Source organism: Streptomyces sp. NPDC023541 (genome assembly GCF_055559995.1).
The window spans coordinates 121,793-145,799 of record NZ_JBVHJO010000010.1 but is presented as its reverse complement, the minus strand read 5'-3'; the positions used below and the strand labels follow the sequence as shown (position 1 = coordinate 145,799).

Annotated in this window: 17 protein-coding genes; 7 read left to right on the top strand and 10 right to left on the bottom strand. The window is 71.8% G+C overall.

The annotated features are described in order from the left end of the window. Nucleotides 1–22 precede the first annotated feature (22 nt). Both ACZ3X1_RS24890 and ACZ3X1_RS24885 read right to left on the bottom strand, forming a co-directional pair. Nucleotides 23–1,390, bottom strand: a complete 1,368-nt coding sequence (locus tag ACZ3X1_RS24890; protein WP_467281065.1) for a M16 family metallopeptidase — start codon at nucleotides 1,388–1,390, stop codon at nucleotides 23–25. A gap of 20 nt (nucleotides 1,391–1,410) precedes the next feature. Then, nucleotides 1,411–2,778: a M16 family metallopeptidase gene (locus ACZ3X1_RS24885; protein ID WP_467281007.1), complete on the bottom strand. Its 1,368-nt coding sequence runs from the start codon at nucleotides 2,776–2,778 to the stop codon at nucleotides 1,411–1,413. A 240-nt stretch (nucleotides 2,779–3,018) separates the two neighbouring features. Here ACZ3X1_RS24885 and ACZ3X1_RS24880 point away from each other — a divergent pair, with 240 nt between their 5' ends. From ACZ3X1_RS24880 to ACZ3X1_RS24870, 3 genes are all read left to right on the top strand, one after another. Beyond that, nucleotides 3,019–5,475 (top strand): DNA gyrase/topoisomerase IV subunit A, encoded by a 2,457-nt coding sequence (locus ACZ3X1_RS24880; protein ID WP_356810411.1) that lies wholly within the window; start codon nucleotides 3,019–3,021, stop codon nucleotides 5,473–5,475. 107 nt (nucleotides 5,476–5,582) lie between these two features. Further along, complete coding sequence (locus tag ACZ3X1_RS24875; protein WP_356810412.1) at nucleotides 5,583–7,673, top strand: restriction endonuclease; 2,091 nt, start codon at nucleotides 5,583–5,585, stop codon at nucleotides 7,671–7,673. A gap of 11 nt (nucleotides 7,674–7,684) precedes the next feature. Continuing rightward, nucleotides 7,685–8,197 (top strand): hypothetical protein, encoded by a 513-nt coding sequence (locus tag ACZ3X1_RS24870; protein WP_467281064.1) that lies wholly within the window; start codon nucleotides 7,685–7,687, stop codon nucleotides 8,195–8,197. Nucleotides 8,198–8,784: 587 nt separating this feature from the next. On the opposite strand, the gene ACZ3X1_RS24865 is transcribed toward ACZ3X1_RS24870, so the two are convergent. Beyond that, a complete protein-coding gene (locus ACZ3X1_RS24865) occupies nucleotides 8,785–9,879 on the bottom strand; it encodes a CobW family GTP-binding protein (protein WP_467281006.1) in 1,095 nt (364 codons plus the stop codon). A gap of 24 nt (nucleotides 9,880–9,903) precedes the next feature. Further along, entirely contained in the window at nucleotides 9,904–11,064 is a 1,161-nt protein-coding gene (locus tag ACZ3X1_RS24860) for a citrate synthase (RefSeq protein ID WP_467281005.1), read from the bottom strand. An 80-nt stretch (nucleotides 11,065–11,144) separates the two neighbouring features. Here ACZ3X1_RS24860 and ACZ3X1_RS24855 point away from each other — a divergent pair, with 80 nt between their 5' ends. The 3 genes from ACZ3X1_RS24855 to ACZ3X1_RS24845 all read left to right on the top strand — a co-directional run bounded on the left by ACZ3X1_RS24855 (nucleotide 11,145) and on the right by ACZ3X1_RS24845 (nucleotide 14,764). Next, entirely contained in the window at nucleotides 11,145–12,380 is a 1,236-nt protein-coding gene (locus ACZ3X1_RS24855) for a citrate synthase (RefSeq protein WP_467281004.1), read from the top strand. An 84-nt stretch (nucleotides 12,381–12,464) separates the two neighbouring features. Further along, complete coding sequence (locus ACZ3X1_RS24850; protein WP_467281003.1) at nucleotides 12,465–14,066, top strand: ATP-binding protein; 1,602 nt, start codon at nucleotides 12,465–12,467, stop codon at nucleotides 14,064–14,066. Nucleotides 14,067–14,104: 38 nt separating this feature from the next. Beyond that, nucleotides 14,105–14,764, top strand: a complete 660-nt coding sequence (locus tag ACZ3X1_RS24845) for a DUF7342 family protein (protein ID WP_436840722.1) — start codon at nucleotides 14,105–14,107, stop codon at nucleotides 14,762–14,764. A gap of 9 nt (nucleotides 14,765–14,773) precedes the next feature. On the opposite strand, the gene ACZ3X1_RS24840 is transcribed toward ACZ3X1_RS24845, so the two are convergent. The 3 genes from ACZ3X1_RS24840 to ACZ3X1_RS24830 all read right to left on the bottom strand — a co-directional run bounded on the left by ACZ3X1_RS24840 (nucleotide 14,774) and on the right by ACZ3X1_RS24830 (nucleotide 19,143). Further along, nucleotides 14,774–16,366, bottom strand: a complete 1,593-nt coding sequence (locus tag ACZ3X1_RS24840; RefSeq protein ID WP_356810419.1) for a solute symporter family protein — start codon at nucleotides 16,364–16,366, stop codon at nucleotides 14,774–14,776. Continuing rightward, a complete protein-coding gene (locus ACZ3X1_RS24835; protein ID WP_356810420.1) occupies nucleotides 16,363–16,848 on the bottom strand; it encodes a DUF485 domain-containing protein in 486 nt (161 codons plus the stop codon). Before ACZ3X1_RS24835 ends, ACZ3X1_RS24840 begins: the two co-directional genes overlap by 4 nt. A 174-nt stretch (nucleotides 16,849–17,022) precedes the next feature. Continuing rightward, nucleotides 17,023–19,143: a DNA gyrase/topoisomerase IV subunit B gene (locus tag ACZ3X1_RS24830; protein ID WP_390077149.1), complete on the bottom strand. Its 2,121-nt coding sequence runs from the start codon at nucleotides 19,141–19,143 to the stop codon at nucleotides 17,023–17,025. Between the two features lie 447 nt (nucleotides 19,144–19,590). On the opposite strand from ACZ3X1_RS24830, the gene ACZ3X1_RS24825 reads away from it, so the two are divergent. Next, the gene (locus ACZ3X1_RS24825) at nucleotides 19,591–19,824 is read left to right on the top strand and encodes a DUF7455 domain-containing protein (protein WP_030028922.1); all 234 of its coding nucleotides are present in this window, start codon (nucleotides 19,591–19,593) and stop codon (nucleotides 19,822–19,824) included. Between the two features lie 105 nt (nucleotides 19,825–19,929). On the opposite strand, the gene ACZ3X1_RS24820 is transcribed toward ACZ3X1_RS24825, so the two are convergent. The 3 genes from ACZ3X1_RS24820 to ACZ3X1_RS24810 form a co-directional block, all read right to left on the bottom strand. Next, nucleotides 19,930–20,856, bottom strand: a complete 927-nt coding sequence (locus tag ACZ3X1_RS24820; protein WP_467281002.1) for a S1 family peptidase — start codon at nucleotides 20,854–20,856, stop codon at nucleotides 19,930–19,932. Nucleotides 20,857–20,992: 136 nt separating this feature from the next. Further along, on the bottom strand, nucleotides 20,993–22,582 hold the full coding sequence (locus tag ACZ3X1_RS24815) for an RNA polymerase sigma factor (protein ID WP_467281001.1): 1,590 nt from the start codon (nucleotides 22,580–22,582) through the stop codon (nucleotides 20,993–20,995). Between the two features lie 362 nt (nucleotides 22,583–22,944). Beyond that, on the bottom strand, nucleotides 22,945–23,832 hold the full coding sequence (locus ACZ3X1_RS24810) for a FadR/GntR family transcriptional regulator (RefSeq protein WP_356810424.1): 888 nt from the start codon (nucleotides 23,830–23,832) through the stop codon (nucleotides 22,945–22,947). Nucleotides 23,833–24,007: the final 175 nt, after the last annotated feature.

Genomic DNA, 24,007 nt, shown 5'->3' with positions numbered 1-24,007 from the left:
CGTCATACGGGCGCCTGCGACGTCAGTTGCTGACGACCGTGACGTCACCGATCCCGAGGGCCCGCACGGGCTCCTCGATCACCGCGGCGTCGCCCACCAGGATCGTGACCAGCCGGTCCGCCGGGAACGCCTGCACGACGGCCGTGGTGGCCTCCACCGTGCCCGTCTCGGCCAACTGCGCGTACAGCTGCGCCTGGTAGTCGTCCGGCAGCTCCTGCTCGACCTGGTCGGCCAGCGTGCCGGCGACCGAGGCCGCCGTCTCGAACTTCAGCGGGGCCACGCCCACCAGGTTCTGCACGGCCACATCGCGCTCGGCGTCGGTCAGACCGCCCTCCGCGAGGGTGCGCAGCACCTTCCAGAGGTCCTCCAGCGCGGGGCCGGTGTTGGGGGTGTCCACCGATCCGCTGATGGCGAGCATGGAGGCGCCCTTGCCGTCGGCGGTGGAGCGCAGCACCTGGCCGAAGGCCCGCACGCCGTAGGTGTACCCCTTCTCCTCGCGCAGCACCTTGTCCAGGCGGGAGGTGAGGGTGCCGCCCAGGCAGTACGTGCCCAGCACCTGGGCCGCCCAGACGCGGTCGTGCCGGTCCGGCCCGATGCGCCCGATCAGCAGCTGCGTCTGGACCGCGCCCGGCCGGTCGACGATGACCACGCGGCCGGTGTCGTCGGCGGTCACCGGCGGCACGGGGCGCGCCTCGGCGGTGTCGCCGGTCCAGGCGCCCAGGGTGTCGGCCAGCACGGCGTCCAGGTCGATGCCGGTCAGGTCGCCCACGACCACCGCGGTGGCGGTGGCGGGCCGTACGTGGGCCTCGTAGAAGGCGCGTACGGCGGCGGAGTCGATCCGGGCGACCGTCTCCTCGGTGCCCTGGCGCGGCCGGGACATCCGCAGGGACGCCGGGAAGAGCTCCTTGGAGAGCTCCTTGGCGGCGCGGCGCTGCGGGTTGGCCAGCTCGTGCGGGATCTCGTCGAGCCGGTTGCGCACCAGCCGGTCGACCTCGGCGTCGGCGAAGGCGGGCGCGCGCAGCGCCTCGGCGAGCAGGCCCAGCGCCTTGGCCAGCCGGGATGCGGGCACCTCCAGGGAGACCCGCAGGCCCGGGTGGTCGGCGTGCGCGTCGAGGGTGGCTCCGCAGCGCTCCAGCTCGGCCGCGAACTCCTCGGCGGAGTGCTTGTCGGTGCCCTCCGACAGGGCGCGCGCCATGATGGTCGCCACGCCGTCCAGGCCCTCGGGCTCGGCGTCGAGGGGCGCGGTGAGGTTGATCTCGACCGCGACGACCTGCTGGCCGGGGCGGTGGCAGCGCAGCAGGGTCAGCCCGTTGGACAGCGTCGCGCGCTCGGGGGCCGGGAAGGCCCACGGCTGCGGCTCCCCGGCCTGCGGCCGCGGGTGGAAGGTCATCGTGACGGCTGCGGTGTCGCTCACTGCTCCGCCCCCTCGTTCTCGTCGCTGTCGGCGTTCTCTTCGCCCTCTTCGCCCTCTTCGCCCTCGGCCGCGAGGGGCTCGTAGACGAGCACCGCGCGGTTGTCCGGGCGCAGTCGGGCCGCGGCCACGGCCTGCACCTCCTCGGCGGTGATGTCGAGGACACGCTGTACGGCGGTGAGGGCCAGCTGCGGGTCGCCGAACAGCACCGCGTACCGGCACAGTTCGTCGGCGCGGCCGGCCACCGTGCTCAGCCGGTCCAGCCACTCGCGCTCCAGCTGCGCCTGGGCGCGCTCCATCTCCTCGGCGGTCGGGCCCTCGGCGGCGAACCGCGCGAGCTCCTCGTCGACGGCCGCCTCGATGGCGGGGATCTCGACCCCGCTGGAGGTCTTGACGTCCAGCCAGCCCAGCGACGGCGCCCCGGCCAGGCGGAGCATGCCGAAGCCGGCGGCGACGGCCGTCTGGTCGCGGCGTACCAGCCGGTTGTGCAGCAGCGAGGACTCGCCGCCGCCCAGGATGGTCAGCGCCACGTCGGCGGCGTCGCACTCGCGGGTGCCGTCGTGCGGCAGCCGGTAGGCGGCCATCAGCGCGCGCGCCGGAACCTCCTCGACGATCTCCTCGCGCAGCTGCTCCCCGATGACGTCGGGCAGCGAGCCGTCGCGGGGCGGCTGCTTGCCGTCGTGGGAGGGGATGGTGCCGAAGTACTTCTCGACCCAGGCGAGCGTCTGCTCGGGGTCGATGTCGCCGACGACCGACAGCACCGCGTTGTTGGGCGCGTAGTACGTACGGAAGAAGGTGCGCGCGTCCTCCAGGGACGCGGCGTCCAGATCGGCCATGGAGCCGATCGGGGTGTGGTGGTACGGGTGGCCCTCCGGGTACGCCAGGGCGGTCAGCCGCTCGAAGGCGGTGCCGTACGGGACGTTGTCGTAGCGCTGGCGGCGCTCGTTCTTGACGACGTCGCGCTGGTTCTCCATGGACTCTTCGTCCAGGGCGGCCAGCAGCGACCCCATCCGGTCCGCCTCCAGCCAGAGCGCGAGCTCCAGCTGGTGGGTCGGCATCGTCTCGAAGTAGTTGGTGCGCTCGAAGCTGGTGGTGCCGTTGAGGGAGCCGCCGGCACCCTGGACCAGCTCGAAGTGTCCGTTGCCCGGTACGCTCGCCGAACCCTGGAACATCAGGTGCTCGAAGAGGTGAGCCAGGCCGGTACGCCCCTTGACTTCGTGGCGCGAGCCGACGTCGTACCAGAGGCATACCGCGGCGACCGGGGTCAGGTGGTCCTCGGACAGCACCACGCGCAGGCCGTTGGCCAGCCGGTGCTCGGTCGCTGTCAGGCCGCCGGAGCCGGCCTGGGCTGTGGCCGTGTGACCCATGGGCATGTGGTCCCTTCGATCGCGATGCAGAGATTTCCGTCAGACCTGCCACTGTATGCAAGCGCGTCGGCCACCGGATAAGTTCCCGGGCCAGACCTGGGTCGGAGTCGGCGTTGTCGGTCCCCCGGGCCACAATGGTCGGCGTCGTACCCCTGCCGGCCAACGGCAGGACCCAGCCAGACCCCGCCAGACCAGCCAGACACCCAGCACATACATTCTTGGTTAAGGAGCCGCGCAGCGATGGCCCGCCGCAGCACGAAGACCCCGCCGCCGGAGGATTTCGAGGAGAAGATCCTCGACATCGACGTCGTCGACGAAATGCAGGGCTCCTTCCTCGAGTACGCGTACTCGGTGATCTACTCCCGTGCCCTGCCCGACGCCCGGGACGGCATGAAGCCGGTGCACCGCCGCATCGTCTACCAGATGAACGAGATGGGCCTGCGTCCCGACCGCGGGTACGTGAAGTGCGCCCGCGTCGTCGGCGAGGTGATGGGCAAGCTCCACCCCCACGGCGACGCGTCGATCTACGACGCCCTCGTGCGCATGGCACAGCCCTTCTCCATGCGGCTGCCGCTCGTCGACGGCCACGGCAACTTCGGTTCGCTCGGCAACGACGACCCGCCGGCCGCGATGCGCTACACCGAGTGCCGCATGGCCGACGCCACGTCTTTGATGACGGAGTCGATCGACGAGGACACCGTCGACTTCACCGCCAACTACGACGGCCAGGAGCAGGAGCCGGTGGCGCTGCCCGCCGCCTACCCGAACCTGCTGGTCAACGGCGCGTCCGGGATCGCGGTCGGGATGGCGACCAACATGCCCCCGCACAACCTCGGCGAGGTCATCGCGGCCGCCCGCCACCTGATCCGCCACCCGCACGCGGACCTGGAGGCGCTGATGCGCTTCGTACCGGGTCCCGACCTGCCCACGGGCGGCCGGATCGTCGGGCTCTCCGGCATCAAGGACGCCTACGAGAACGGCCGCGGGTCCTTCAAGATCCGCGCGACGGTGGCCGTGGAGAACGTGACGGCGCGCCGCAAGGGCTTGGTCGTCACCGAACTGCCCTTCATGGTGGGCCCCGAGAAGGTCATCGCGAAGATCAAGGACCTGGTCGGCTCGAAGAAGCTCCAGGGCATCGCCGACGTCAAGGACCTCACCGACCGGGCCCACGGCCTGCGCCTGGTCATCGAGATCAAGAACGGCTTCCACCCGGAGGCCGTGCTGGAGCAGCTCTACAAGCTGACGCCGATGGAGGAGTCCTTCGGCATCAACAACGTGGCGCTGGTGGACGGGCAGCCGCTCACCCTCGGCCTCAAGGAACTGCTCGAGGTCTACCTCGACCACCGTTTCGAGGTCGTCCGCCGGCGCAGCGAGTTCCGCCGCACCAAGCGCCGGAACCGGCTGCATCTCGTCGAGGGCCTGCTCGTGGCCCTGATCGACATCGACGAGGTCATCCGCCTCATCCGCGACAGTGAGAACTCCGCCCAGGCCAAGGCCCGGCTCATGGAGCGGTTCTCGCTGAGCGAGATCCAGACCCAGTACATCCTGGACACCCCGCTGCGCCGGCTCACCAAGTTCGACCGCCTGGAGCTGGAGTCGGAGCGCGACCGGCTGACGGGCGAGATCGACGAGCTGACCGGGATCCTGGAGTCCGACAACGAGCTGCGCAAGCTGGTTTCCTCGGAACTGGCTGCCGTCGCGAAGAAGTTCGGCACCGAGCGCCGTACGGTCCTGCTGGAGTCGGCGGGCACCGCGGTGTCGGCCGTTCCGCTGGAGGTCGCGGACGACCCGTGCCGGGTGCTGCTGTCCTCGACCGGCCTGCTGGCCCGTACGGCGAACGGCGAGCCGCTGCCGCAGGACGAGGGCGGCGCCCGGGCCAAGCACGACCTGATCGTCTCGCAGGTCGCGGCCACCGCGCGCGCCGACATCGGCGTCGTCACCTCCACCGGCCGGCTGCTGCGGCTCTCCGTGATCGACCTGCCGCAGCTGCCGGACACGCACGCCGCGCCGAACCTCGCGGGCGGCGCGCCGGTCTCGGAGTTCCTCTCCGCACTGGAGGCGGACGAGAAGGTGATCTGCCTGACCTCGCTGGACGAGTCCTCGCAGGGGCTGGCGCTGGGCACCGAGCAGGGCGTGGTCAAGCGCGTCGTGCCGGACTACCCGGCCAACAAGGACGAGCTGGAGGTCATCACCCTCAAGGACGGTGACCGGATCGTCGGCGCGGTCGAGCTGCGCACGGGCGAGGAGGACCTGGTCTTCATCACCGACGACGCCCAGCTGCTGCGCTACCCCGCGGGCCAGGTGCGCCCCCAGGGCCGCCCGGCGGGCGGCATGGCGGGCATCAAGCTCTCCGAGAACGCCAAGGTGATCCACTTCTCGGCCGTCGACCCGGGCCGGGACGCCGTGGTGTTCACGGTGGCCGGCGCGCACGGGACCCTGGACGACTCCCTGCTGTCCGGGAAGCTGACCCCCTTCGACCAGTACCCGCGCAAGGGCCGCGCCACCGGCGGCGTGCGCTGCCAGCGGTTCCTGAAGGGCGAGGACCTGCTGGTGCTGGCCTGGGCCGGCGCCGCCCCCGCCCGCGCGGCGGCGGCGAACGGCACTCCGGCCGAGCTGCCGGCCCACGACCCGCGCCGGGACGGCTCGGGGGCGCCCCTGCCGGCGGCCGTGGCGGCGCTGGCGGGACCCGCGCTGTAGGAGGTTCCAGACCATTCGGGTGGTACGTCCGGGGGACGTACCACCCGAATGGCGACTAGTGTTTTCCCTCTTGGCACTGTCGGGTGGGGCGGGAGAACACAGAGCTGATGAGTCGTCGGTCGGGCGGTTTGATCGGGGACTGGGCCGAGGCCCAGCGCCGGATGCAGCAGACACAGCTGATCCAGCACCGCGAGGCGGAACGCCGACAGCGGGCGTACGAACGCGAGGCGGCCCGGGGGCAGCGCGAGCAGCAGGCCGCGTACCGCCAGCACCGGGAGGCCGAGGCACGACGGCGTACGGAGCGCATCGAGGCGGAGGTCGCCGCCCTGCAAGGCCTGCTGGCCGCGGGATGCCGGGCACCCGCGTTCCGCACGGCCGCTCTGGTCAGGTCCGAACAGCTTGAGCCCTTCGCCCCGGGCAACCTCGCGCATCCGCTGCCGATGCCGCGCATCGAGCAGTTCCAGCACCAGAACACCGGCTGGACCCTCGGCTCGAACCGCCGGGCGCAGGCGGAGCGCGACGCGCACGCCCGCTACACCCAGGCCTGGCAGGCGGCTCACGCCGCGGAACTGCAGCGTCAGCAGCAACTGGCGGCGTACCGCGGGCAGTACGACCAGTGGGCCGCGCAGCAGCTCGCCGGGATCCGCGAGCACAACAACGGCCTCGCCGAGCTGGGCAGGGCGCTGCGCGCGGGGGACGCGGACGCCGCCGTGGAGTACTTCTCGGCCGCTCTCTACGCTTCCACCGCCTGGCCAGAAGCGCTGCCCAGGCAGCTGGCCGCCGCCTACGACCGGGGCGGGCGGGAGCTGGTGCTGGACTGGCAGCTGCCCGGATTCCAGGTGGTGCCCGAGGCCAAGTCGGTCCGGTACATGGCGAGCACGGACCAGGACAAGGAGACGGCCCGCCCTGCGACGCAGCGCCGCGCACTGTACCGGGACCTGCTGGCGCAGTGCCTGCTGCTGGTGGTGCGGGAGCTGTACGCGGCGGACGAGTTCGGCGCACTGGAGTCCGTGGTGGTCAACGGCTTCGTGGACGACCACGATCCGGTGACGGGGCAGGAGGCGCGGATCGTCCTGGGCTCGGTGTCGGCGGCCCGCTCCGCCTTCGCGGGGCTGCGATTGGAGCAGGTCAGCGCGGTGGACTGCCTGGTGGAGGGTTTGCGCGGGCAGCTGTCGGCGCGCCCCGACCAGCTGACGGCCGTACGCCCGGGACGCCGGCCCGACGAGGTCGGCGGAGGAGTCGTCAGCCACGGCGGGCACGCGGGCGGCGACGAGGACGAGCCGGACCTCTTCGTGATGGACCCGATCGCCTTCGAGAACCTGGTGGCGGAGCTCTTCCGGGCGATGGGCATGGAGGCGGTGACCACCCAGCGGTCCGGTGACGGCGGGGTGGACATCGAGGCGAATGACCCTTCCCCGATCACGGGCGGACGCATCGTGGTGCAGGTCAAGCGCTACCGGAACACCGTGCCGCCCACGGCGGTACGGGACTTGTACGGCACGGTCCAGGACAAGGGGGCGAACAAGGGGGTGCTGGTCACCACCTCGTCCTTCGGTCCCACGTCGTACACCTTCTCCAACGGCAAGCCGTTGGAGTTGGTTCCCGGGGACAAGCTGGTGGAGCTCCTGCACCAGTACGGGCTGCGCGGGCGCCTCGGCGGCGGTCCGGCGGGCGCGGTCCCGGCGCAGCGCTCTCCCGAGCCGGCCCCGCCGGCCGACCACAACGTGCTCGGCATGACGTGGTCCGGCCGGGTCGCCCTGGACGTGTGCGCCCTCGTCTGCACGGGCAACCGGGTGCTGAGCGAGGACCACTTCGTGTTCTTCAACAATCCACGCACGCCGGACGGTTCGGTACGGGCCAGGGCGCACGCGGCACCGGACAAGGCGGCGCTGGAGGTCTCCTTCGAGGCCCTGCCGCGCGAAGCGGACCGGCTGGTGCTGGTGGCCGCCGTGGACCCGGAGGCCGATCCGCATGCCGACCTGGCCGGTTTCACCGAGGCCCGGATCCGGCTCCTGGACGCGGCGGGCGCGGAGGCCGGGCAGCTGGAGGTCTCCGACGGCCGGGCCGGCGAGACCGCGCTGGTGCTCGGCTCGTTCCGGCGCCGCCCCAACGGCGACTGGGACTTCGTGATCGGCGGCAAGGGCTACCGTGGCGGCCTGGGGGACCTGCTGCGCGAGTACGGCGTGGAGGTCGCCTAGGGGTGGAGCGGATGGAGCGGGTGGAGCGGGTGGACGAGTCCGCCGACCGATCGGCGGAGCCGGTCTGGCTGGTGGCCGCGAACGTCGTGGCCTGGCGTCGCTGTGGGGTCGGCGGCCAGGAACTGCACCCGGGGACGAAGTGCTTCAAGGGCGGGGCGAAGGTGTACGTCGCCAGGGTGTACTGGGGTCCGGGGGGCGACCGGGTCACGGTGGCCGGGCGTGAACGGCACACCGGCCGGTGGATCGTCATCGACACGGCGACGCGCCACCTGTACGGCTTCCGGCCCAAGCTCGTCCACACGCCGCGCGTCCTGGAACGGCTGCGCGAGGAACGCTACGCGCGCGGTTTCGCCACGGAGGAGCACGTGGTGGACGCCTCCGCGGTGCTGGAGCGGTACGCGCGCCAGTACCGTGCCGAGACGGCGCCGAAGAGTCCGCACCCGGACCGCTGCCTGTGCCACGCCTGCCTCACCGGCGAGGCGGAGTACCCGGACGGCTCCGGCGGTCCGGGCGCCGCCGAGTAGGCGCGGCTCGGGCGGGCCCCTGCGGAGCAACTCTTGCCGCCGCCCGTCCCGCGGGTCTCCTCTTGTGTCAGGCGAATGGGCCGTCACACGTCGGAGGAGACGCGACGCAGTGGCTCGACGACGAGTTCGGACAGGGCGGGGAAGGGCCGTCCTTCCGGGCCGCGAGCGCCACCGCCTCCGCGTCCCCCTCGCGTACCGCGGCGTCGGCCGACCCCTCGTCCGGGCCGTTGCGAAGCAGGAGCGGCCCGCGCAGCCGACCCGCGGCCCCCGGCCCTCGGGGAGCGCTCCGGTGGGGCCGGACCCGAAAGTGCCCGGCGCCCGCACCTCGGCGCAAGGCGTCCAGGCGGCCCAGTGCGTCGTCCCTGCACTTGCTGAACAGCGAACGGGCCACCGTCGGCAGGCCTCCGCTCGTGCTCGACCAGGACCTCAGCGGCTTCGCCCGCAGCGGGCCGAGCACATGAAGCTCGCGCACCTGGACGGGCGAGAACGTCGTCTGGTGGAGCGCGCCTCGTTGACCGCCCGGGAAGCCGCCTCGGGACCGCACTCGGGGGAAGCCTGCGGGAAGGGCGCGCCCGGGCGCTGCGTGATCAATACGTCAGGAGCGTCTCGGACGTGTCCGGCCCGGGGGCGTCGCCCTCATCCTGCGCGGGCCGGTCGACGTACCGCAGGACACCCCACATGCTGTCGGGGTTCGCGTCCTGCGGGGCCTCCTCGCGGCAGGCCTCCAACTCGCGCACCAGTCCCTCACCGTCGGTGCCCGAGCCGATCAGGACCAGCTGCGTCTGCCGTGTCTCGCCCCGCGTCCAGGGCTGCGGGGCGAAGCGGAGGAAGCGGCCGACGGCCTGGAGCTCGTAGCGCTCCTCGTGTCCGGGTACCCCGAACCACACGAAGCCCTTGATCCGGTAGAGCCCGGCCGGGCGCCGGTCGAGGAAGTCCATGAACCGGCGCGGGGAGAGGGCCTGCTGCGAGCTGAACTCCGTGCTCTCGTACGCGGCGTGCGCATGAGCGCAGCGGTCGTGGCCGTCTTCCTCCGCGAGCAGGTCCTCGAAGGAAAGCTGCCCCCGGGTCTCGGTCCAGGGCCGGCGGTCGAAGAGCAGCTCCGGGTCGATGCGGCCGTGGTCGGCGCCCACGACCGGGGTGCCGGGCGCGCAGAGCGCGGCGAGTTCGGTCTCGATCCTGATCCGTTCGCGCGCGTCGACCCGGTCGGTCTTGTTGAGTACCACCAGGTCTGCGACGGCGAGGTGGCGGTCGGTCTCCGGATGCCGGGCCCGGGTCACGTCGAATTCCGCCGCGTCCACGACCTCCACCATGCCGCCGTACCGGACGGCCGGGTTCTCGCTGGCCATCAGCATGCGGATCATCTCCTGGGGTTCGGCCAGGCCGCTCGCCTCGATGACGATCACGTCGATCCTGTGGACGGGAGCGGAGAGCTTCTCCAGATACGCGTCCAGCTCGCTGCCGTCGACGGCGCAGCACAGGCAGCCGCCTCCGAGGGAGACCATGGAGTCCCCGACCTGGCCGGCCACCGACATCGCGTCGACCTCGATCGAGCCGAAGTCATTGACGACGACCCCGATACGGGTGCCCCCACGGCCGGCGAGGAGGTGGTTCAGCACGGTGGTCTTCCCGGATCCGAGGAATCCGGCGAGGACGACGACGGGGATGGGCTGCCTGCTGTTCACCCGGTCGATCGTAGCCATGCCCGGTCAGTCGAGGAGCGGCACCGGCTGCGGCGGGGTGGGGCCCGTGTACCGGGCGGCCGGTCGGATGATCTTCGAATCGGTGGCCTGCTCCAGGATGTTCGCGCTCCAGCCGACGACCCGGGCCGCGCAGAAGGTCGGAGTGAACATCTCGCGCGGCAGTCCGCACAGCTCCATGACCACGCCCGCGTAGAACTCCACGTTGGTGTGCAGTTCCCGGCCCGGCTTGAGTTCGGCGAGGATCTCCTCCACCTGGCGCTCGACCTCGACGGCGAAGTCCACGAGGGGGCCGCCGAAGCCGAGGGCGATGTCGCGCAGCATGCGTGAGCGGGGGTCCTCGGTGCGGTAGACGGGGTGCCCGAAGCCCATGATCCGGTCGCCGGCGAGGACCCGTTCCCGGATCCACGGCCCTATCCGGTCCACGGTGCCGATCGCGTCGAGGGTGTCCAGGGCGCGGCTGGGGGCGCCTCCGTGCAGCGGGCCTGAGAGGGCGCCGACGGCGCCGGTCAGGCAGGCTGCGACGTCGGCGCCGGTGGAGGCGATCACCCGGGCGGTGAACGTCGAGGCGTTGAAGCCGTGGTCGACGGTGGACACCAGGTACCGCTCGACCGCGCGGGCCCGGACCGGATCGGGCTCGTCGCCGGTCAGCATGTAGAGGTAGTTGGCGGCATACGGGAGGTCCTCGCGCGGCTCGACCGGCTCCAGGCCCTGGCCCAGCCGGTGCAGGGCGGTCAGCAGGGTCGGCACGGCGGCGCAGGCGGCCAGCGCGTCCGCGGCCCGCCGCTCGGGGGTCAGGTCGTACACCGGCCGGAATCCGGCGGACGCTCCGAGGAGCGAGAGCGCGGTGCGCAGCCCGGCGAGCGGGCCGGAGAGCCGGGTGGCGCGGGCGAGGTCCGGCAGGACGACCCGTACCTCCTCGGGGAGCCGGCGCAGCGCGGCGGTCTCGGCGGTGAAGGCGGCCCGCTCGGCGGCGTCCGCCGGGAGCGTGCCGCGGAACATCAGGTGCCACACGTCCTCGAAGCTGCGGCTCGCGGCGAGCTCCACGGCCGAGTACTGGCGGTAGTGGTAGAAGCCCTCGCGGCCCCGGACGTCACCCAACTCGGTTTCGGTGACCACGACTCCCGCGAGGCCCCGCGGTCCTTCGATGGTGCTGTCGGTGGTGTTCATGCATCGACCATCCATGATGGACTGAATCCTTGTCAATGTTGATTGAATCAATATTGCAAGCAATCTGTAGGGTGTTCCTCATGAGTGACCAGACGGACGGCGGACGCAGGCTCAGCACGCAGGAGGCGGCCAGGGTGCTCGGTGTGAAGCCGGCGACGGTGTACGCCTACGTCAGCCGGGGCCAGCTCGCCAGCCGCCGTGATCCGGCCGGGCGCGGCAGCAGCTTCGACGCCGCCGAGGTGGAGGCACTGGCCCGGCGCAGCCGGCGCGAGGCGGCGGCCCCCGCCGCGGGGGAACTCTCCGTCCGCACGGCGCTCACCCTCATCGAACCCGACCGGTACTACTTCCGGGGCGTCGACGCCGTGGCCCTGGCTTCGCGGTACCGCTTCGAGGAGGTCGCCGAATGGCTCTGGACGGGGAACCTCGCCCCCGGGACCCGGTTCACCGCTCCCCCGGAGGCGCTGGAGGCGGCCCGGCGGGCGGTGGAGGCCCTGCCGGCGCACAGCGGCCCGGTGGACCGGCTTCGGGTGGCCGTCGCCGCCGCCGCGGTGGCTGATCCGCTGCGCTTCGACCTGTCGGAGGATGCGGTACTGGGCGCTGCGCGCTGCCTGATTCCGACACTCGTCGGCGCCCTGCCCGCGGCGGGCACCGCGTGGGCCGGCGACGGCCGCATCGCCCGCCGGCTGTGGTCCCGGCTGACGCCGCGGGAGCCCGACCCGGACGCGCTCGCCGTGCTGGACCTGGCGCTGGCGCTGCTGGTCGACCACGACCTGGCCGCGTCCACGCTGGCCGTACGCGTGGCGGCCTCGGCGCGCGCACATCCGTACGCGGCGGTGTCTGCCGGGCTGGGCGCGCTCGAAGGGCCGCTGCACGGCGCGGCCGGGCGGCTGGCCCACCGGATGCTGGTGGAGGTCCTGGAACAGGGCGGGGCCGCTCCGGTGGTCGCCGAGTACCTGCGGGCCGGGCATCGGGTCCCGGGCCTGGGGCACCGCCTCTACCGGGGCGAGGACCCCCGGGCGGGTGCGCTGTTCGCCCGGCTGGAAGGGCTGGGGCAGGCCGGCCCCGCACTGGCGGCGGCCCGCGAGGTGGCCGCGGTCATGGCCCGCCAGGGCGGGCTGCACGCCAACGTGGACCTGGCCCTGGCGGTCCTGACGGTGTCGTGCGGAATGCCGGCCGAGGCCGGCGAGACCGTCTTCGCGGTGGCCCGCACCGCGGGCTGGATCGCCCACGCGCTGGAGGAGTATGAGGAGCGCCCGCTGCGCATGCGGCCGAGCGGCCAGTACCACGGCCCACGCCCACCCCAGCCGATGCCCTGAGGGGTGTCTCACCGACTACAAGGGCGCAAGCGTTCCGCTTCTGCCGGGGCCGACCTACCGTTGCTGTCCATGCGGTTCCCCCACATGAGCGCTCGGCGCCTCGGGCTGCCCAGACGGGCGGTCTCGCAGATCCTCCTGACCCAGCTGGCCATCGCCGCCGGGGTCGTCGTGCTGGCCACGGGCCTGTTCCTGGCACCTCTCGGCGCCCAGCTCGACGACCAGGCCATGCGGCGCGCCCTGGCCATCGCGCAGAGCACCGCGGCCGACCCCTCGATCGCCGCCGGCCTCCTGAACTCGGCGGCGTCGCCGGACAGCCCGGTGCAGGCCTCGGCCGAGCGGATCCGCCGGGCGACCGGTGCCGAGTACGTCGTCGTCCTCGACCTGGACGGCATCCGCCGCTCGCACCCGAGCCCGGAGCGGATCGGGCTGCCCGTCTCCACCGACCCGGCCGACGCCCTGGCCGGCCGCGAGGTCATGGAGATCGACGACGGAACCCTGGGCCGCTCCGCCCGCGGCAAGGTCCCGCTCGTCGCCGCCGACGGCGAGATCGTCGGCGCGGTCTCCGTCGGCATCGCCTACGACAGCGTCCGCGACCGTCTGCTCGGGGCCATCCCGGGGCTCCTCGCCTACGCCGGCGGCGCCTTGGCCGCGGGCGCCCTCGCCGCCTACCTCCTCTCCCGCAGGATCCAACGCCAGACCCGCGACCTGGCCTTCTCCGACATCGCCGGCCTGCTCGCCGAGCGCGAGGCCATGCTGCACTCCATCCGCGAAGGAGTGATCGCCCTCGCCCCCGACGGCCGCGTCCGCCTCGTCAACGACGAGGCCGCCCGCCTGCTGGGCCTCGCCCCCGACGCCACCGGTACGTTCGCCGGACGCCCGCTGGACGACGTCCTCGGCGCCGGCCGCACCGCCGACGTACTCTCCGGCCGTGTGACGGGCCGTGACCTGCTCACCGTCCAAGGCCCCCGGGTCCTGGTCGCCAACCGCAGGCCCACCGCGGACGGAGGCGCCGTCGCCACCCTGCGCGACCGCACCGAACTGGAGCACCTGAGCCGCGAACTCGACTCCACCCATGGCCTCATCGACGCCCTGCGCGCCCAGGACCACGAACACGCCAACCGCCTCCACACCCTCCTCGGCCTGCTGGAGCTGGGCCTGCACGAGGAGGCGGTGGAATTCGTGACGGAAGTGGTCGGCGTGCACCGCACGACCGCCGAACAGGTCACCGAGAAGGTCCACGACCCGCTGCTGGCCGCCCTCCTCGTCGGCAAGGCCACCGTCGCCGCCGAGCGCGGCATCCCCCTGCGGCTGGCCGCAGCCACCCTCCTCCCCGACCGCCTGGTCGACCCGGGCGGACTCGTCACGATCGTCGGCAATCTGGTGGACAACGCCCTGGACGCCGCCGCCGGCGGAGCCGCGCCCCTGGTCGAGGTGGAGCTGCGCGCGGAGGGCCGCACCGCCGTGCTGCGGGTGCGTGACAGCGGCCCCGGGGTCCCCGCCGCGCGCCGCGAGGAGATCTTCACTGCGGGCTGGTCGACCAAGCAGCCCCGGGCCCACCGCGAGCGCGGGCTGGGCCTCGCCCTCGTACGCCGTCTCGCGGAGCGGCAGGGCGGCAGCGCCCGGGCCGGTGAAGCAGCGGACGGAGGGGCGGAGTTCTCCGTCGTACTCCCGGAGGCCCTGCGGTGAACGAGACCCCGATCCACGTATTGGTCGTCGACGACGACATGCGTGTTGCCCGGATCAACGCGGCGTACGTCGCGAAGGTTCCCGGTTTCCGGGTGACGGCGCGGGCCCATTCGGCGGCCGAAGCCCTGGACCTGCTCTCCACCCACCCGGTGGACCTGGTCCTCCTCGACCACTACCTCCCCGACGAGAACGGCCTGGACCTGGTCCGCCGCCTGCGCCAGCGCGGCCACGGCACCGATGTGATCATGGTCACCGCTGCCCGTGACCTGGCCACCGTGCAGTCCGCCATGCGCCTCGGAGCCCTCCAGTACCTGGTCAAACCCTTCACCTTCGCGGGGCTGCGCGCCCGGCTGGAGGCGTACGGCTCACTGCGCCGCACCCTGGACACGGGCGGCGAGGCCGAACAGGCCGAAGTGGACCGGATCTTCGGAGCCCTGGCCGGTGCCGGCTGCGTGAACGAGCTCCCCAAGGGCCACTCCCCCACCACGGCCGAGCTCGTCCGCCAAGTCCTGCGCACGGCCGACGGCCCGCTGTCCACCCAGCAGATCGCCGACCGCGCGGGCATCAGCCGCCAGACCGCCCAGCGCTACCTGAAGCTCCTCGAACGCAACGGCCGCGTCACGCTGGCCCTGCGCTACGGCGAGACCGGCCGTCCGGAACACCGCTACACCTGGCTCCCCTCGGAGGGACCGGTCTGACCCCTCGGCTCAGACCGCTCCGGCGCCGGTCAGGGAGCGGACCTCCGTCTCCGCGTGCTTCGCCTCGTCCGGCTCCTCGTTCGAGGTGGCCGTGCCCAGCCAGCCGGCCAGGAAGCCCAGCGGGATCGAGACGATCCCCGGGTTCTGGAGCGGGAAGAACTGGAAGTCCGCTCCCGGGAACAGCGACTCCGGGCTCCCCGACACCACGGGTGAGACCAGGACGAGCAGCACCGCCGGAACCAGACCCCCGTACACCGACCAGACGGCTCCGCGCGTGGTGAAACCGCGCCAGAACAGCGAGTACAGCAGCACCGGAAGGTTCGCGGAGGCCGCCACCGCGAAGGCCAGCCCCACCAGGAACGCCACGTTGAGGTTCTGGGCGAGCAGGCCGAGGGCGATGGCCACGGCCCCGATGCCCACGGCCGCGCCCCGGGCCACCGAGACCTCGCTGCGCTGCTTGGCCCGCCTCCGCTTGAGCGAGGCATACAGGTCGTGCGCGACGGAGGCGGACGAGGCCAGGGTGATGCCGGCGACCACGGCCAGGATGGTGGCGAAGGCGATGGCGGCGACGAAGGCGAACAGCACCGCGCCACCGGTCGTCTCGGCGCCCCCGCCGAGGAAGGCCGCGAGCAGCGGAACGGCCGTGTTCCCCGAGGCGTTGGAAGCCCGGACCTCGTCCGGCCCGACCAGGGCCGCCGCGCCGAAGCCGAGCACGATGGTCATCAGGTAGAAGCCGCCGATCAGCGCGATCGCCCACACCACCGAGCGGCGGGCCGCACGGGCGGTGGGCACGGTGTAGAAGCGCGACAGGATGTGCGGCAGTCCGGCGGTGCCCAGGACCAGCGCGAGGCCGAGGCTGATGAAGTCGAAGCGGGCGGTCCAGTCCCCGCCGTACTTCAGGCCGGGACTGAGGAACCGGATTCCGTACCCGCTGCGTTCGGCGGCGGTGGTGAGCAGCCGGTCGAAATCACCGTGGAAGCGCAGCAGCACGAGCACGGTCAGGGTGATCGCCCCGCCCATCAGCAGCACGGCCTTCACGATCTGGATCCAGGTGGTAGCCCGCATGCCGCCGAAGGACACGTAGACCACCATCAGGGCGCCCACCCCGATCACGGTGAGGGTCCGGGCCGCGGCGCTGGAGTTCCCGAGCAGCAGCCCCACGAGGCTGCCCGCGCCGACCATCTGCGCGACGAGGTAGAGCACGGACACGGCGACCGAGGAGATCCCGGCGGCGATCCGCACCGGGCGCTCGCTCATCCGGGCGGCGACCACGTCGGCGAGGGTGAAGCGCCCGCAGTTGCGCACCAGTTCGGCGACGAGGAACAGCACCACCAGCCAGGCGACGAGGAATCCCACCGAGTAGAGCAGGCCGTCGTAGCCGAACAGGGCGATCAGACCGGAGATGCCGAGGAACGAGGCCGCGGACATGTAGTCGCCCGCGATGGCGAACCCGTTCTCCATCGGGGAGAAGAGCCTCCCGCCGGCGTAGAACTCCTCGGCCGAACCGTGCCGGTTGCGGCTGACCCAGGTGGTGATCCCCAGGGTCACCGCGATGAACAGGCTGAACAGCATCAGCGCGAGGGTCTGGTGTTCGGTCGTCACCGGCCCGCCCTCCTCGCCCGGGACCGCTCCTGGCCGCGTTCCTGCTCGAAGACCGTCCAGCGCAGGTCGAGCGCGGCCCGGTCCCGGCGCAGCCGTGCGTGCCGGGCGTAGGCCCAGGTGAGCAGGAAGGTGCTGAGGAACTGGCCGAGGCCCGCGAGCATGGCCACGTTGACCGCGCCCAGGACGGGCCGGGCCATCAGGCCGGGCGCGGCCGTCGCGGCGACCACGTAGGCGACGTACCAGAGGAAGAACCCGGCGGTCGCGGGGACGACGAACCGGCGATAGCGGCTCCGGACCTCCTGGAAGGCGGCGCTGCGCTGCACTTCCAGGTAGATGTCGGATGCGCTGGCCGCCGGTCGGCCGGCAGGAGCCGGCCGCGGCGGGGACGGCTCCGCGCCCTCGCCCCAGCCGACGGCCAGTGCGTCGTACCAGGGGTCGTCCAGCCGGATCGTTCCGGCATCACGACCTTCGTGCTTGTCCACCGAACTCTCCTTGTCCGCTGCCGCATTGGCCGCGTGCCCAAGGATGTGCGGAATGGACGGTTTCCGGACAGGTGTACCGGTGCTCTTCACTCCAACAGGTGATGCAGCGAAGGGGACCGGTGTGCCGTGGCGCCCGCCCGTGTCAGGCGCCGCCGGCCTCCGGTGCCCGCGTGCTCAGGCGTCGATGCGCGAGCGGTCCAGCGTCGCCGCGGAGCTCGTGATGAACTCCTTGCGCGGGGCCACCTCATTGCCCATGAGCAGGTCGAAGACCTGCTCGGCCGAGTCCAGGTCGCCGATGTTGATCCGTCGCAGGGTACGGAAGCGGGGGTCCATGGTGGTCTCCGCCAGCTGGTCCGCGTCCATCTCGCCGAGGCCCTTGTAGCGCTGGATCGAGTCCTTGTACCGGATGTTCTTGCGCTGGTACTCCAGAAGGGTCTGGCGCAGCTCGTTGTCCGAGTAGGTGTAGACGTACTTGTCCTGGCCCCTCTTGGGCTGGACGAGCTCGATCCGGTGCAGCGGCGGGACGGCCGCGAAGACCCGGCCGGCCTCGACCATCGGCCGCATGTACCGCTGGAAGAGCGTCAGCAGCAGGCAGCGGATGTGCGCGCCGTCCACATCGGCGTCGACGAGCAGCACGATCTTGCCGTAGCGGGCGGCGTCGATGTCGAAGGTCCGACCGGAGCCGGCCCCTATGACCTGGATGATCGCCCCGCACTCGGCGTTCTTGAGCATGTCCGAGACGGATGACTTCTGGACGTTGAGGATCTTGCCTCGGATGGGCAGGAGCGCCTGGAATTCGGAGTTCCGGGCGAGCTTCGCGGTGCCGAGGGCGGAGTCCCCCTCGACGATGAAGAGCTCGCTGCGGTCCACGTCGTCGCTGCGGCAGTCGGCCAGCTTGGCGGGGAGCGAGGAGGTCTCCAGCGCGGTCTTGCGGCGCTGGGCCTCCTTGTGCTGGCGGGCCGCGATCCGGGTCCGGGCGGCCGCGACGATCTTCTCCATCACGGCGCGGGCCTGCTGCTTGTCGTCGCGCTTGGTGGAGGTCAGGAAGGCCTTGAGCTCCTTGGCGACCACGGCGGCGACGATCCGGGTGGCGGCGGAGGTGCCGAGCACCTCCTTGGTCTGGCCTTCGAACTGGGGTTCGGCTAGGCGGACGGTGACGACGGCCGTCATGCCCTCCAGCGCGTCGTCCTTGACCACGTCGTCCTCGGCGACGCGCAGCAGCTTGGCCGAGCGCAGCACCTCGTTGACGGTCTTGGTCACCGAGCGTTCGAAGCCGGTGACGTGGGTGCCGCCCTTGGGGGTGGCGATGATGTTCACGAAGGACTTGACGTTGGTCTCGTAGCCCGTGCCCCAGCGCAGGGCGATGTCCACGCCGAGCTCGCGGGTGACCTCGGTGGGGGTCATGTGGCCGCGGTCGTCGAGGACCGGGACGGTCTCCTTGAAGGTGCCCGATCCGGTCAGCCGCAGCACGTCGCAGGCGGCCTTGTCCTGGGCGAGGTACTCGCAGAACTCGCTGATGCCGCCGTCGAAGCGGAAGGTCTCCTCCGTCTTGCCGGCGCCGTCTATGGCCCGCTCGTCGCGGACGACCAGGGTCAGGCCGGGGACGAGGAAGGCGGTCTGCCGGGCGCGCTGGTAGAGCGTCTCCAGGCCGAGGCGGGCGTCCTTGAGGAAGATCTGGCGGTCGGCCCAGTAGCGGATCCGGGTGCCGGTCTTGCCCTTGGCGATGCGCTTGACCTTGCGCAGGCCGTTCGACGGGTCGAAGGGGCTCTCGGGGCCCTGCTCGGTGAACATGCCGGGGACGCCGCGGCGGAAGCTGATGGCGTGCGTGGAGCTGCCCCGGTCGACCTCGACGTCCAGGCGGGCGGAGAGGGCGTTGACCACAGAGGCGCCGACGCCGTGCAGGCCGCCGGAGGCCGCGTACGAGCCGCCGCCGAACTTTCCGCCCGCGTGCAGCTTGGTCATGACGACCTCGACACCCGACAGGCCGGTCTTGGGCTCGACGTCCACGGGGATGCCGCGGCCGTTGTCCCTGACCTCGACCGAGGAGTCCTCGTGGAGGATCACCTCGATGTGGTCGCAGTAGCCGCCGAGGGCCTCGTCGACGGAATTGTCGATGATCTCCCACAGGCAGTGCATGAGGCCCCGGCTGTCGGTGGAGCCGATATACATGCCGGGTCGCTTGCGGACGGCCTCCAGCCCTTCGAGGACGAGCAGGTGCCGCGCGGTGTAGTTGGAACCGTCCCGGTCTGCTCCGGACAGCAGCGCGCTGGAAGGCACGGACGTGTCGGCGGTCACGCAGTTCGCTCCTCGCTGAATTTCTTTTCTGGCCCGGTCGGGCGCAGGGGTGGCTCGGGTGCCCGTCGAAGGGTACCGAGGCCAGGTAGAGCCGATGCAACGCCACCCTCGCGGTTTCCTCAGCCTAGTGCAGATCCGCACGACTGTTCGATCCCCCGGGCGGGTGAAGGAAACATCACGTTCCCTTCCGCGCATGAACCATTTAGGGTTCGGGCACGTCCTCATGAACAACCTGGCACTCACGCCGGGGAGGATGGAACTGCAACAAGCGCACGAGTGACAACGCGAAACCGTAAAGCAACGCAATACGGCTCCTTCGCCGCCAACCGGCAACAGCCGGCCAGCTTCGGAAGGAAGTTTCGAGGAAAAGCCGCGAGCGGGAACGTTTTCGGCCTGGTTGGATGTTGACCCTGGTACGACAGCTCGTCGAGCTAGAGAAGAGGCGACGTGACTACTGTTCTGACACCCGCGACCCCGCTGACGGCCGCTGACCGATGCGACCGTTGCGGCGCCCAGGCATATCTGCGCGTCGTCCTGCTGAGCGGCGGTGAACTGCTCTTCTGCGCCCACCACGGTCGCAAGTTCGAGCCGGAACTCAAGAAGATCGCCGCGGAAATACAGGATGAGACCGAGCGGCTCACGTCCGCTCCGGCTGCCCACGCCGAACCCGAGGACCGCTGACACACAGGCCGAACCTCGCATCCGACGAGCCAGGACCGGCCAGGCCGGTCGACGGGCGGCACCCCTGAGACCCAGGGGTACCGCCCGTCCTCATGTCCGCGGCCGCTACCGCGCACGATGCCCCCGTACAGACCCTGCCTGCGTCCCGGAGCCCCCCTGGGGCCCCCACGCGGCGTTCCGGGCCCCCTCCGGCTGCGCGGCCCTCTCCGGAGCCGTCACGAAGCCGGCCAGCGGGGCGATGCGCGTGTACACGCCGGGACTGTCGGCGCGCCCGCAGCCCCGCCCCCAGGAGACCAGCCCGATGAGCCTCCCCTGCGCGACCAGCGGCCCGCCGCTGTCGCCCTGGCAGGCGTCCCTGCCGCCCCCGTCGTCCCCCGCGCACACCATGGACTCGGCCCGGTACTGTCCGTCAGCGTCCCCGGGGTAGGCGCGCCCGCAGACCTCGTCCGCCAGCACCGTCACGGGCGCGGCCCGCAGGGCGTACGCGTAGTCACCGAACCCGCTGGTGTCGCCCCAGCCGTAGACGGCAGCCTCGGTGCCCGGCTGGTACGCGGGGTGTCCCGTTTCCGCCATGGGAAGCACGTTGTGGGCCGGCACGGCCTCCGCCAGCTCCAGTACGGCGAGGTCCCCGGCGTTGCTCTGCGGGTCGTAGTCGGGGTTCACCCGCGCCCCGCGCACCGCGATCTCCCGGCCGTCGGCCGCCCGGAGTTCCGTACGGCCCGCGATCACCCGGAAGTCGGACACGGACTCCACGGGGCCGCCGAGCACCTGCCGGCCCAGGCAGTGGGCCGCGGTGACCACCGTGGTCGGGGCCACGACGACGCCCCCGCAGAACTGTCCGTCCCGCGTACCCCCGAACCGGTCACGGCTGGCCAGGGCCACGACCCAGGGGCTGTCGGCCGCCTTCACCGGCTTCCCCCCGATCACCACACTGTCCGCGACCGCCTGGGGCATCTGGGCAAGCGGTGCCGCGGCCGCTCCCGCCGCCAGGGTCAGCGCGCCCGCCAGGACACGGGAAAAGGGACGACGCATGGGGCCTCCTGACTCCGAGTGTGCATGACTCCACCCAGAGTGGGATGCCCGTCGGCCGAGCGCACCCGCGCGGCCCCCGCCACGGCCGGCAGCGCCGCGGCCGGCGCCCTCCGCCGCCGCGGCCCGCCCGCCCGGCTCAGTCCAGGTAGTCGCGCAACACCTGCGAGCGGGACGGGTGCCGCAGCTTCGACATCGTCTTCGACTCGATCTGGCGGATCCGCTCACGGGTGACCCCGTAGACCTTGCCGATCTCGTCGAGGGTCTTGGGCTGCCCGTCGGTGAGGCCGAAGCGCATGGACACCACGCCGGCCTCGCGCTCGCTCAGGGTGTCGAGCACCGAGTGCAGCTGCTCCTGCAGGAGCGTGAAGCTCACCGCGTCGGCCGGGACGACGGCCTCGGAGTCCTCGATGAGGTCGCCGAACTCGCTGTCGCCGTCCTCGCCCAGCGGGGTGTGCAGGGAGATCGGCTCGCGGCCGTACTTCTGGACCTCGATGACCTTCTCGGGGGTCATGTCGAGTTCCTTGGCCAGCTCCTCCGGGGTGGGCTCGCGGCCCAGGTCCTGGAGCATCTGGCGCTGCACGCGGGCCAGCTTGTTGATGACCTCGACCATGTGCACGGGGATGCGGATGGTGCGGGCCTGGTCGGCCATGGCGCGGGTGATCGCCTGGCGGATCCACCACGTCGCGTAGGTCGAGAACTTGTAGCCCTTGGTGTAGTCGAACTTCTCGACCGCACGGATGAGGCCCAGGTTGCCCTCCTGGATCAGGTCCAGGAAGAGCATGCCGCGGCCGGTGTATCGCTTGGCGAGCGAGACCACGAGGCGGAGGTTGGCCTCCAGCAGGTGGTTCTTCGCGCGGCGGCCGTCCTCGGCGATGATCTCCAGCTCGCGCTTGAGCTTGGGCGCCAGCTTGTCGGAGTTCGCCAGCTTGTCCTCGGCGAACAGACCCGCCTCGATGCGCTTGGCGAGCTCGACCTCCTGCTCGGCGTTGAGGAGGGGGACCTTGCCGATCTGCTTGAGGTAGTCCTTGACCGGGTCGGCGGTGGCACCGGCCACCACGACCTGCTGGGCCGGGGCGTCGTCCTCGTCGTCGGAGATGACGAAGCCCTTGTTCTCCCCGCCCTCGTCCTCTTCGTCGCCCTCGGCCTTGACCGCGTCGGGACCCTCTTCCGGGCTCTCGTCGTCGCCGGCCTCGTCGGCGTCCTTCTTGGCCGCGGTCTTCTTCGCGGCGGTCTTCTTCGCAGCAGCCTTCTTGGCGGGCGCGGCCTTCTTGGCGGCCGTCTTCTTCGCGGCCGCCTTCTTGGCCACGGGCTCCGCGGCGGCTTCCTCGACGAGGGCGTCCGGCGCCTGCGGGTCCGCCGTCTCGGCCCCCGCGGCCGCGGGGGCGGCGGGCTGCGCCGCCGTCGTCCTGGCCGCCGTCTTCCTGACGGGCTCGGTGGCCGTCCGCTTGGCCGGGCTCTTCGCTGCGACGCTCTTGCGGGTGGTGCGCTTGGGCGACTCCGCGGCACTGACCATCAGCGTCACACCCTCTTCCTCGAGGATCTGGTTGAGGCTGCGCAGAACATTCTTCCACTGGGTCGCAGGAATCTGGTCAGCCTCGAAGGCCCGACGCACGTCATCGCCGGCGATCTGCCCCTCGGCCTTGCCCCGCTCGATGAGCGCCATCACAGACTCGGAATCGGCGATCTCCGGCGGGAGCGTACGGGATGTGCTGGCCGACACGAACAACCTCTCGGAACGATGGGAACGGCTTCCGACCCCGGGCCTGGTGGTGCTGGACCGGAGCCGACGACCACCGACCGGGGATGGGCCGGCGGCGCGGGCAGGGGCCGGGGAGCTGCACAGCACCCCCAAGGGCTGCTGTCTTCCCTCCGTCGGCCATCACCTCTTAAGTCATCGCGCGACCTCGCGGAGCGTTACGCCCAATCTTCGTGGCCCGAGTCACACTCCGCTTGCGCGGATGCCGGTCATACGGTCACACCCCTCGGTTTCCGGAGGTGAAGCGGCGGCTCCGGAAGGGCTCCGCACGCCGGTGTCGCCGGGCCCGGCCGGGCCCGGCGACGTGTCGTACACCCCCGCGCACCCGCCCGTCAGTGCTCGCGCGGGGCGGGGACCACGCGCTCGACCTCCGGGTGAACCGTCAGGAGCTGGCGCATCGCGTTCTCGGCACCCACCGCGTCACCCGCGGCGAGGGCCTCGACCATCCGTGCGTGGTGCGCGACGCAGGTCTCACTCGGGCGGTCGCAGGAGGTCATCGGGCTGCCGGAGACGTGGAGGGCGGCGGAGACGATGCCGGAGAGGTGCTCCAGCATGCGGTTGCCGGCGACCTGGATGAGGAGCGCGTGGAACTCGTTGTCGGCGCGGGCGAAGGTGATCGAGTCACCCTGGCCGAGGGCGTGGCCCATGATCTCGACCATGTCGGCCAGGCGCTGCTGGATGTCCGGGCGGCCGTGGCCGGCGGCGAGGCGGGCCGCGAGCGGCTCGATCGTCCAGCGGAGCTCGCCGAGCTCGCGGCGCTGGTCGTCGCGCTGGGGCCCGAAGGCCCGCCACTCGATGATGTCGGGGTCGAGCAGGTTCCAGTCGGCGACGGGGCGGACCCGGGTGCCGACGTTGGGGCGGGCGCTGACGAGGCCCTTGGCCTCCAGGACCCGCAGCGATTCGCGGACGACCGTGCGGGAGACCTCGAAGCGCTGGCCGATCTCCTCGGGGACCAGGGGGCGGTCCGCGCCGAGGTCGCCGGAGACGATCATCTGGCCGAGCTGCTGGACGAGTTGGCCGTGCAGTCCGCGGCCGCGGCTGCCTGCCGCGCGGCGGCCCACGCGGCTCAACTCGACGTCGGCGCCGTCCCAGTGGGGTGCTCCGACGCGGTCGGACCCGGGGGCCTCCGCGTAGGGGTAGCGGTCGAGTTCGCCCGCGCCGGCGAGGCCGGAGTCGGCGTGGCGGGCGGCGGTCATCATGGTGTGCGCAAGGGTACTCACGAATCCTTTGTCGGCCGTGCCTCCACGACCCTTGAGGTCTTTGGTGAAAAGCACACGAAAGGGTGATCAGTGCCACCTACGCAATTGACGACTTATCGTAAAGAACCGGGCCTATTACGTGGAGTTGCGGTCCGCTTGACGCGACATGGACTGCAACGGTCCCGTCCGCACCTGC

What these genes read in the sequence shown, in the direction of transcription:
- ACZ3X1_RS24890 (WP_467281065.1), bottom strand. Translation starts at nt 1,390, where the DNA reads ATGACCTTCCACCCGCGGCCGCAGGCCGGGGAGCCGCAGCCGTGGGCC.
- ACZ3X1_RS24850 (WP_467281003.1), top strand. Translation starts at nt 12,465, where the DNA reads ATGAGCGCTCGGCGCCTCGGGCTGCCCAGACGGGCGGTCTCGCAGATC.
- ACZ3X1_RS24880 (WP_356810411.1), top strand. Translation starts at nt 3,019, where the DNA reads ATGGCCCGCCGCAGCACGAAGACCCCGCCGCCGGAGGATTTCGAGGAG.
- ACZ3X1_RS24875 (WP_356810412.1), top strand. Translation starts at nt 5,583, where the DNA reads ATGAGTCGTCGGTCGGGCGGTTTGATCGGGGACTGGGCCGAGGCCCAG.
- ACZ3X1_RS24885 (WP_467281007.1), bottom strand. Translation starts at nt 2,778, where the DNA reads ATGGGTCACACGGCCACAGCCCAGGCCGGCTCCGGCGGCCTGACAGCG.
- ACZ3X1_RS24860 (WP_467281005.1), bottom strand. Translation starts at nt 11,064, where the DNA reads ATGAACACCACCGACAGCACCATCGAAGGACCGCGGGGCCTCGCGGGA.
- ACZ3X1_RS24845 (WP_436840722.1), top strand. Translation starts at nt 14,105, where the DNA reads ATGCGTGTTGCCCGGATCAACGCGGCGTACGTCGCGAAGGTTCCCGGT.
- ACZ3X1_RS24820 (WP_467281002.1), bottom strand. Translation starts at nt 20,856, where the DNA reads ATGCGTCGTCCCTTTTCCCGTGTCCTGGCGGGCGCGCTGACCCTGGCG.
- ACZ3X1_RS24870 (WP_467281064.1), top strand. Translation starts at nt 7,685, where the DNA reads ATGGAGCGGGTGGAGCGGGTGGACGAGTCCGCCGACCGATCGGCGGAG.
- ACZ3X1_RS24855 (WP_467281004.1), top strand. Translation starts at nt 11,145, where the DNA reads ATGAGTGACCAGACGGACGGCGGACGCAGGCTCAGCACGCAGGAGGCG.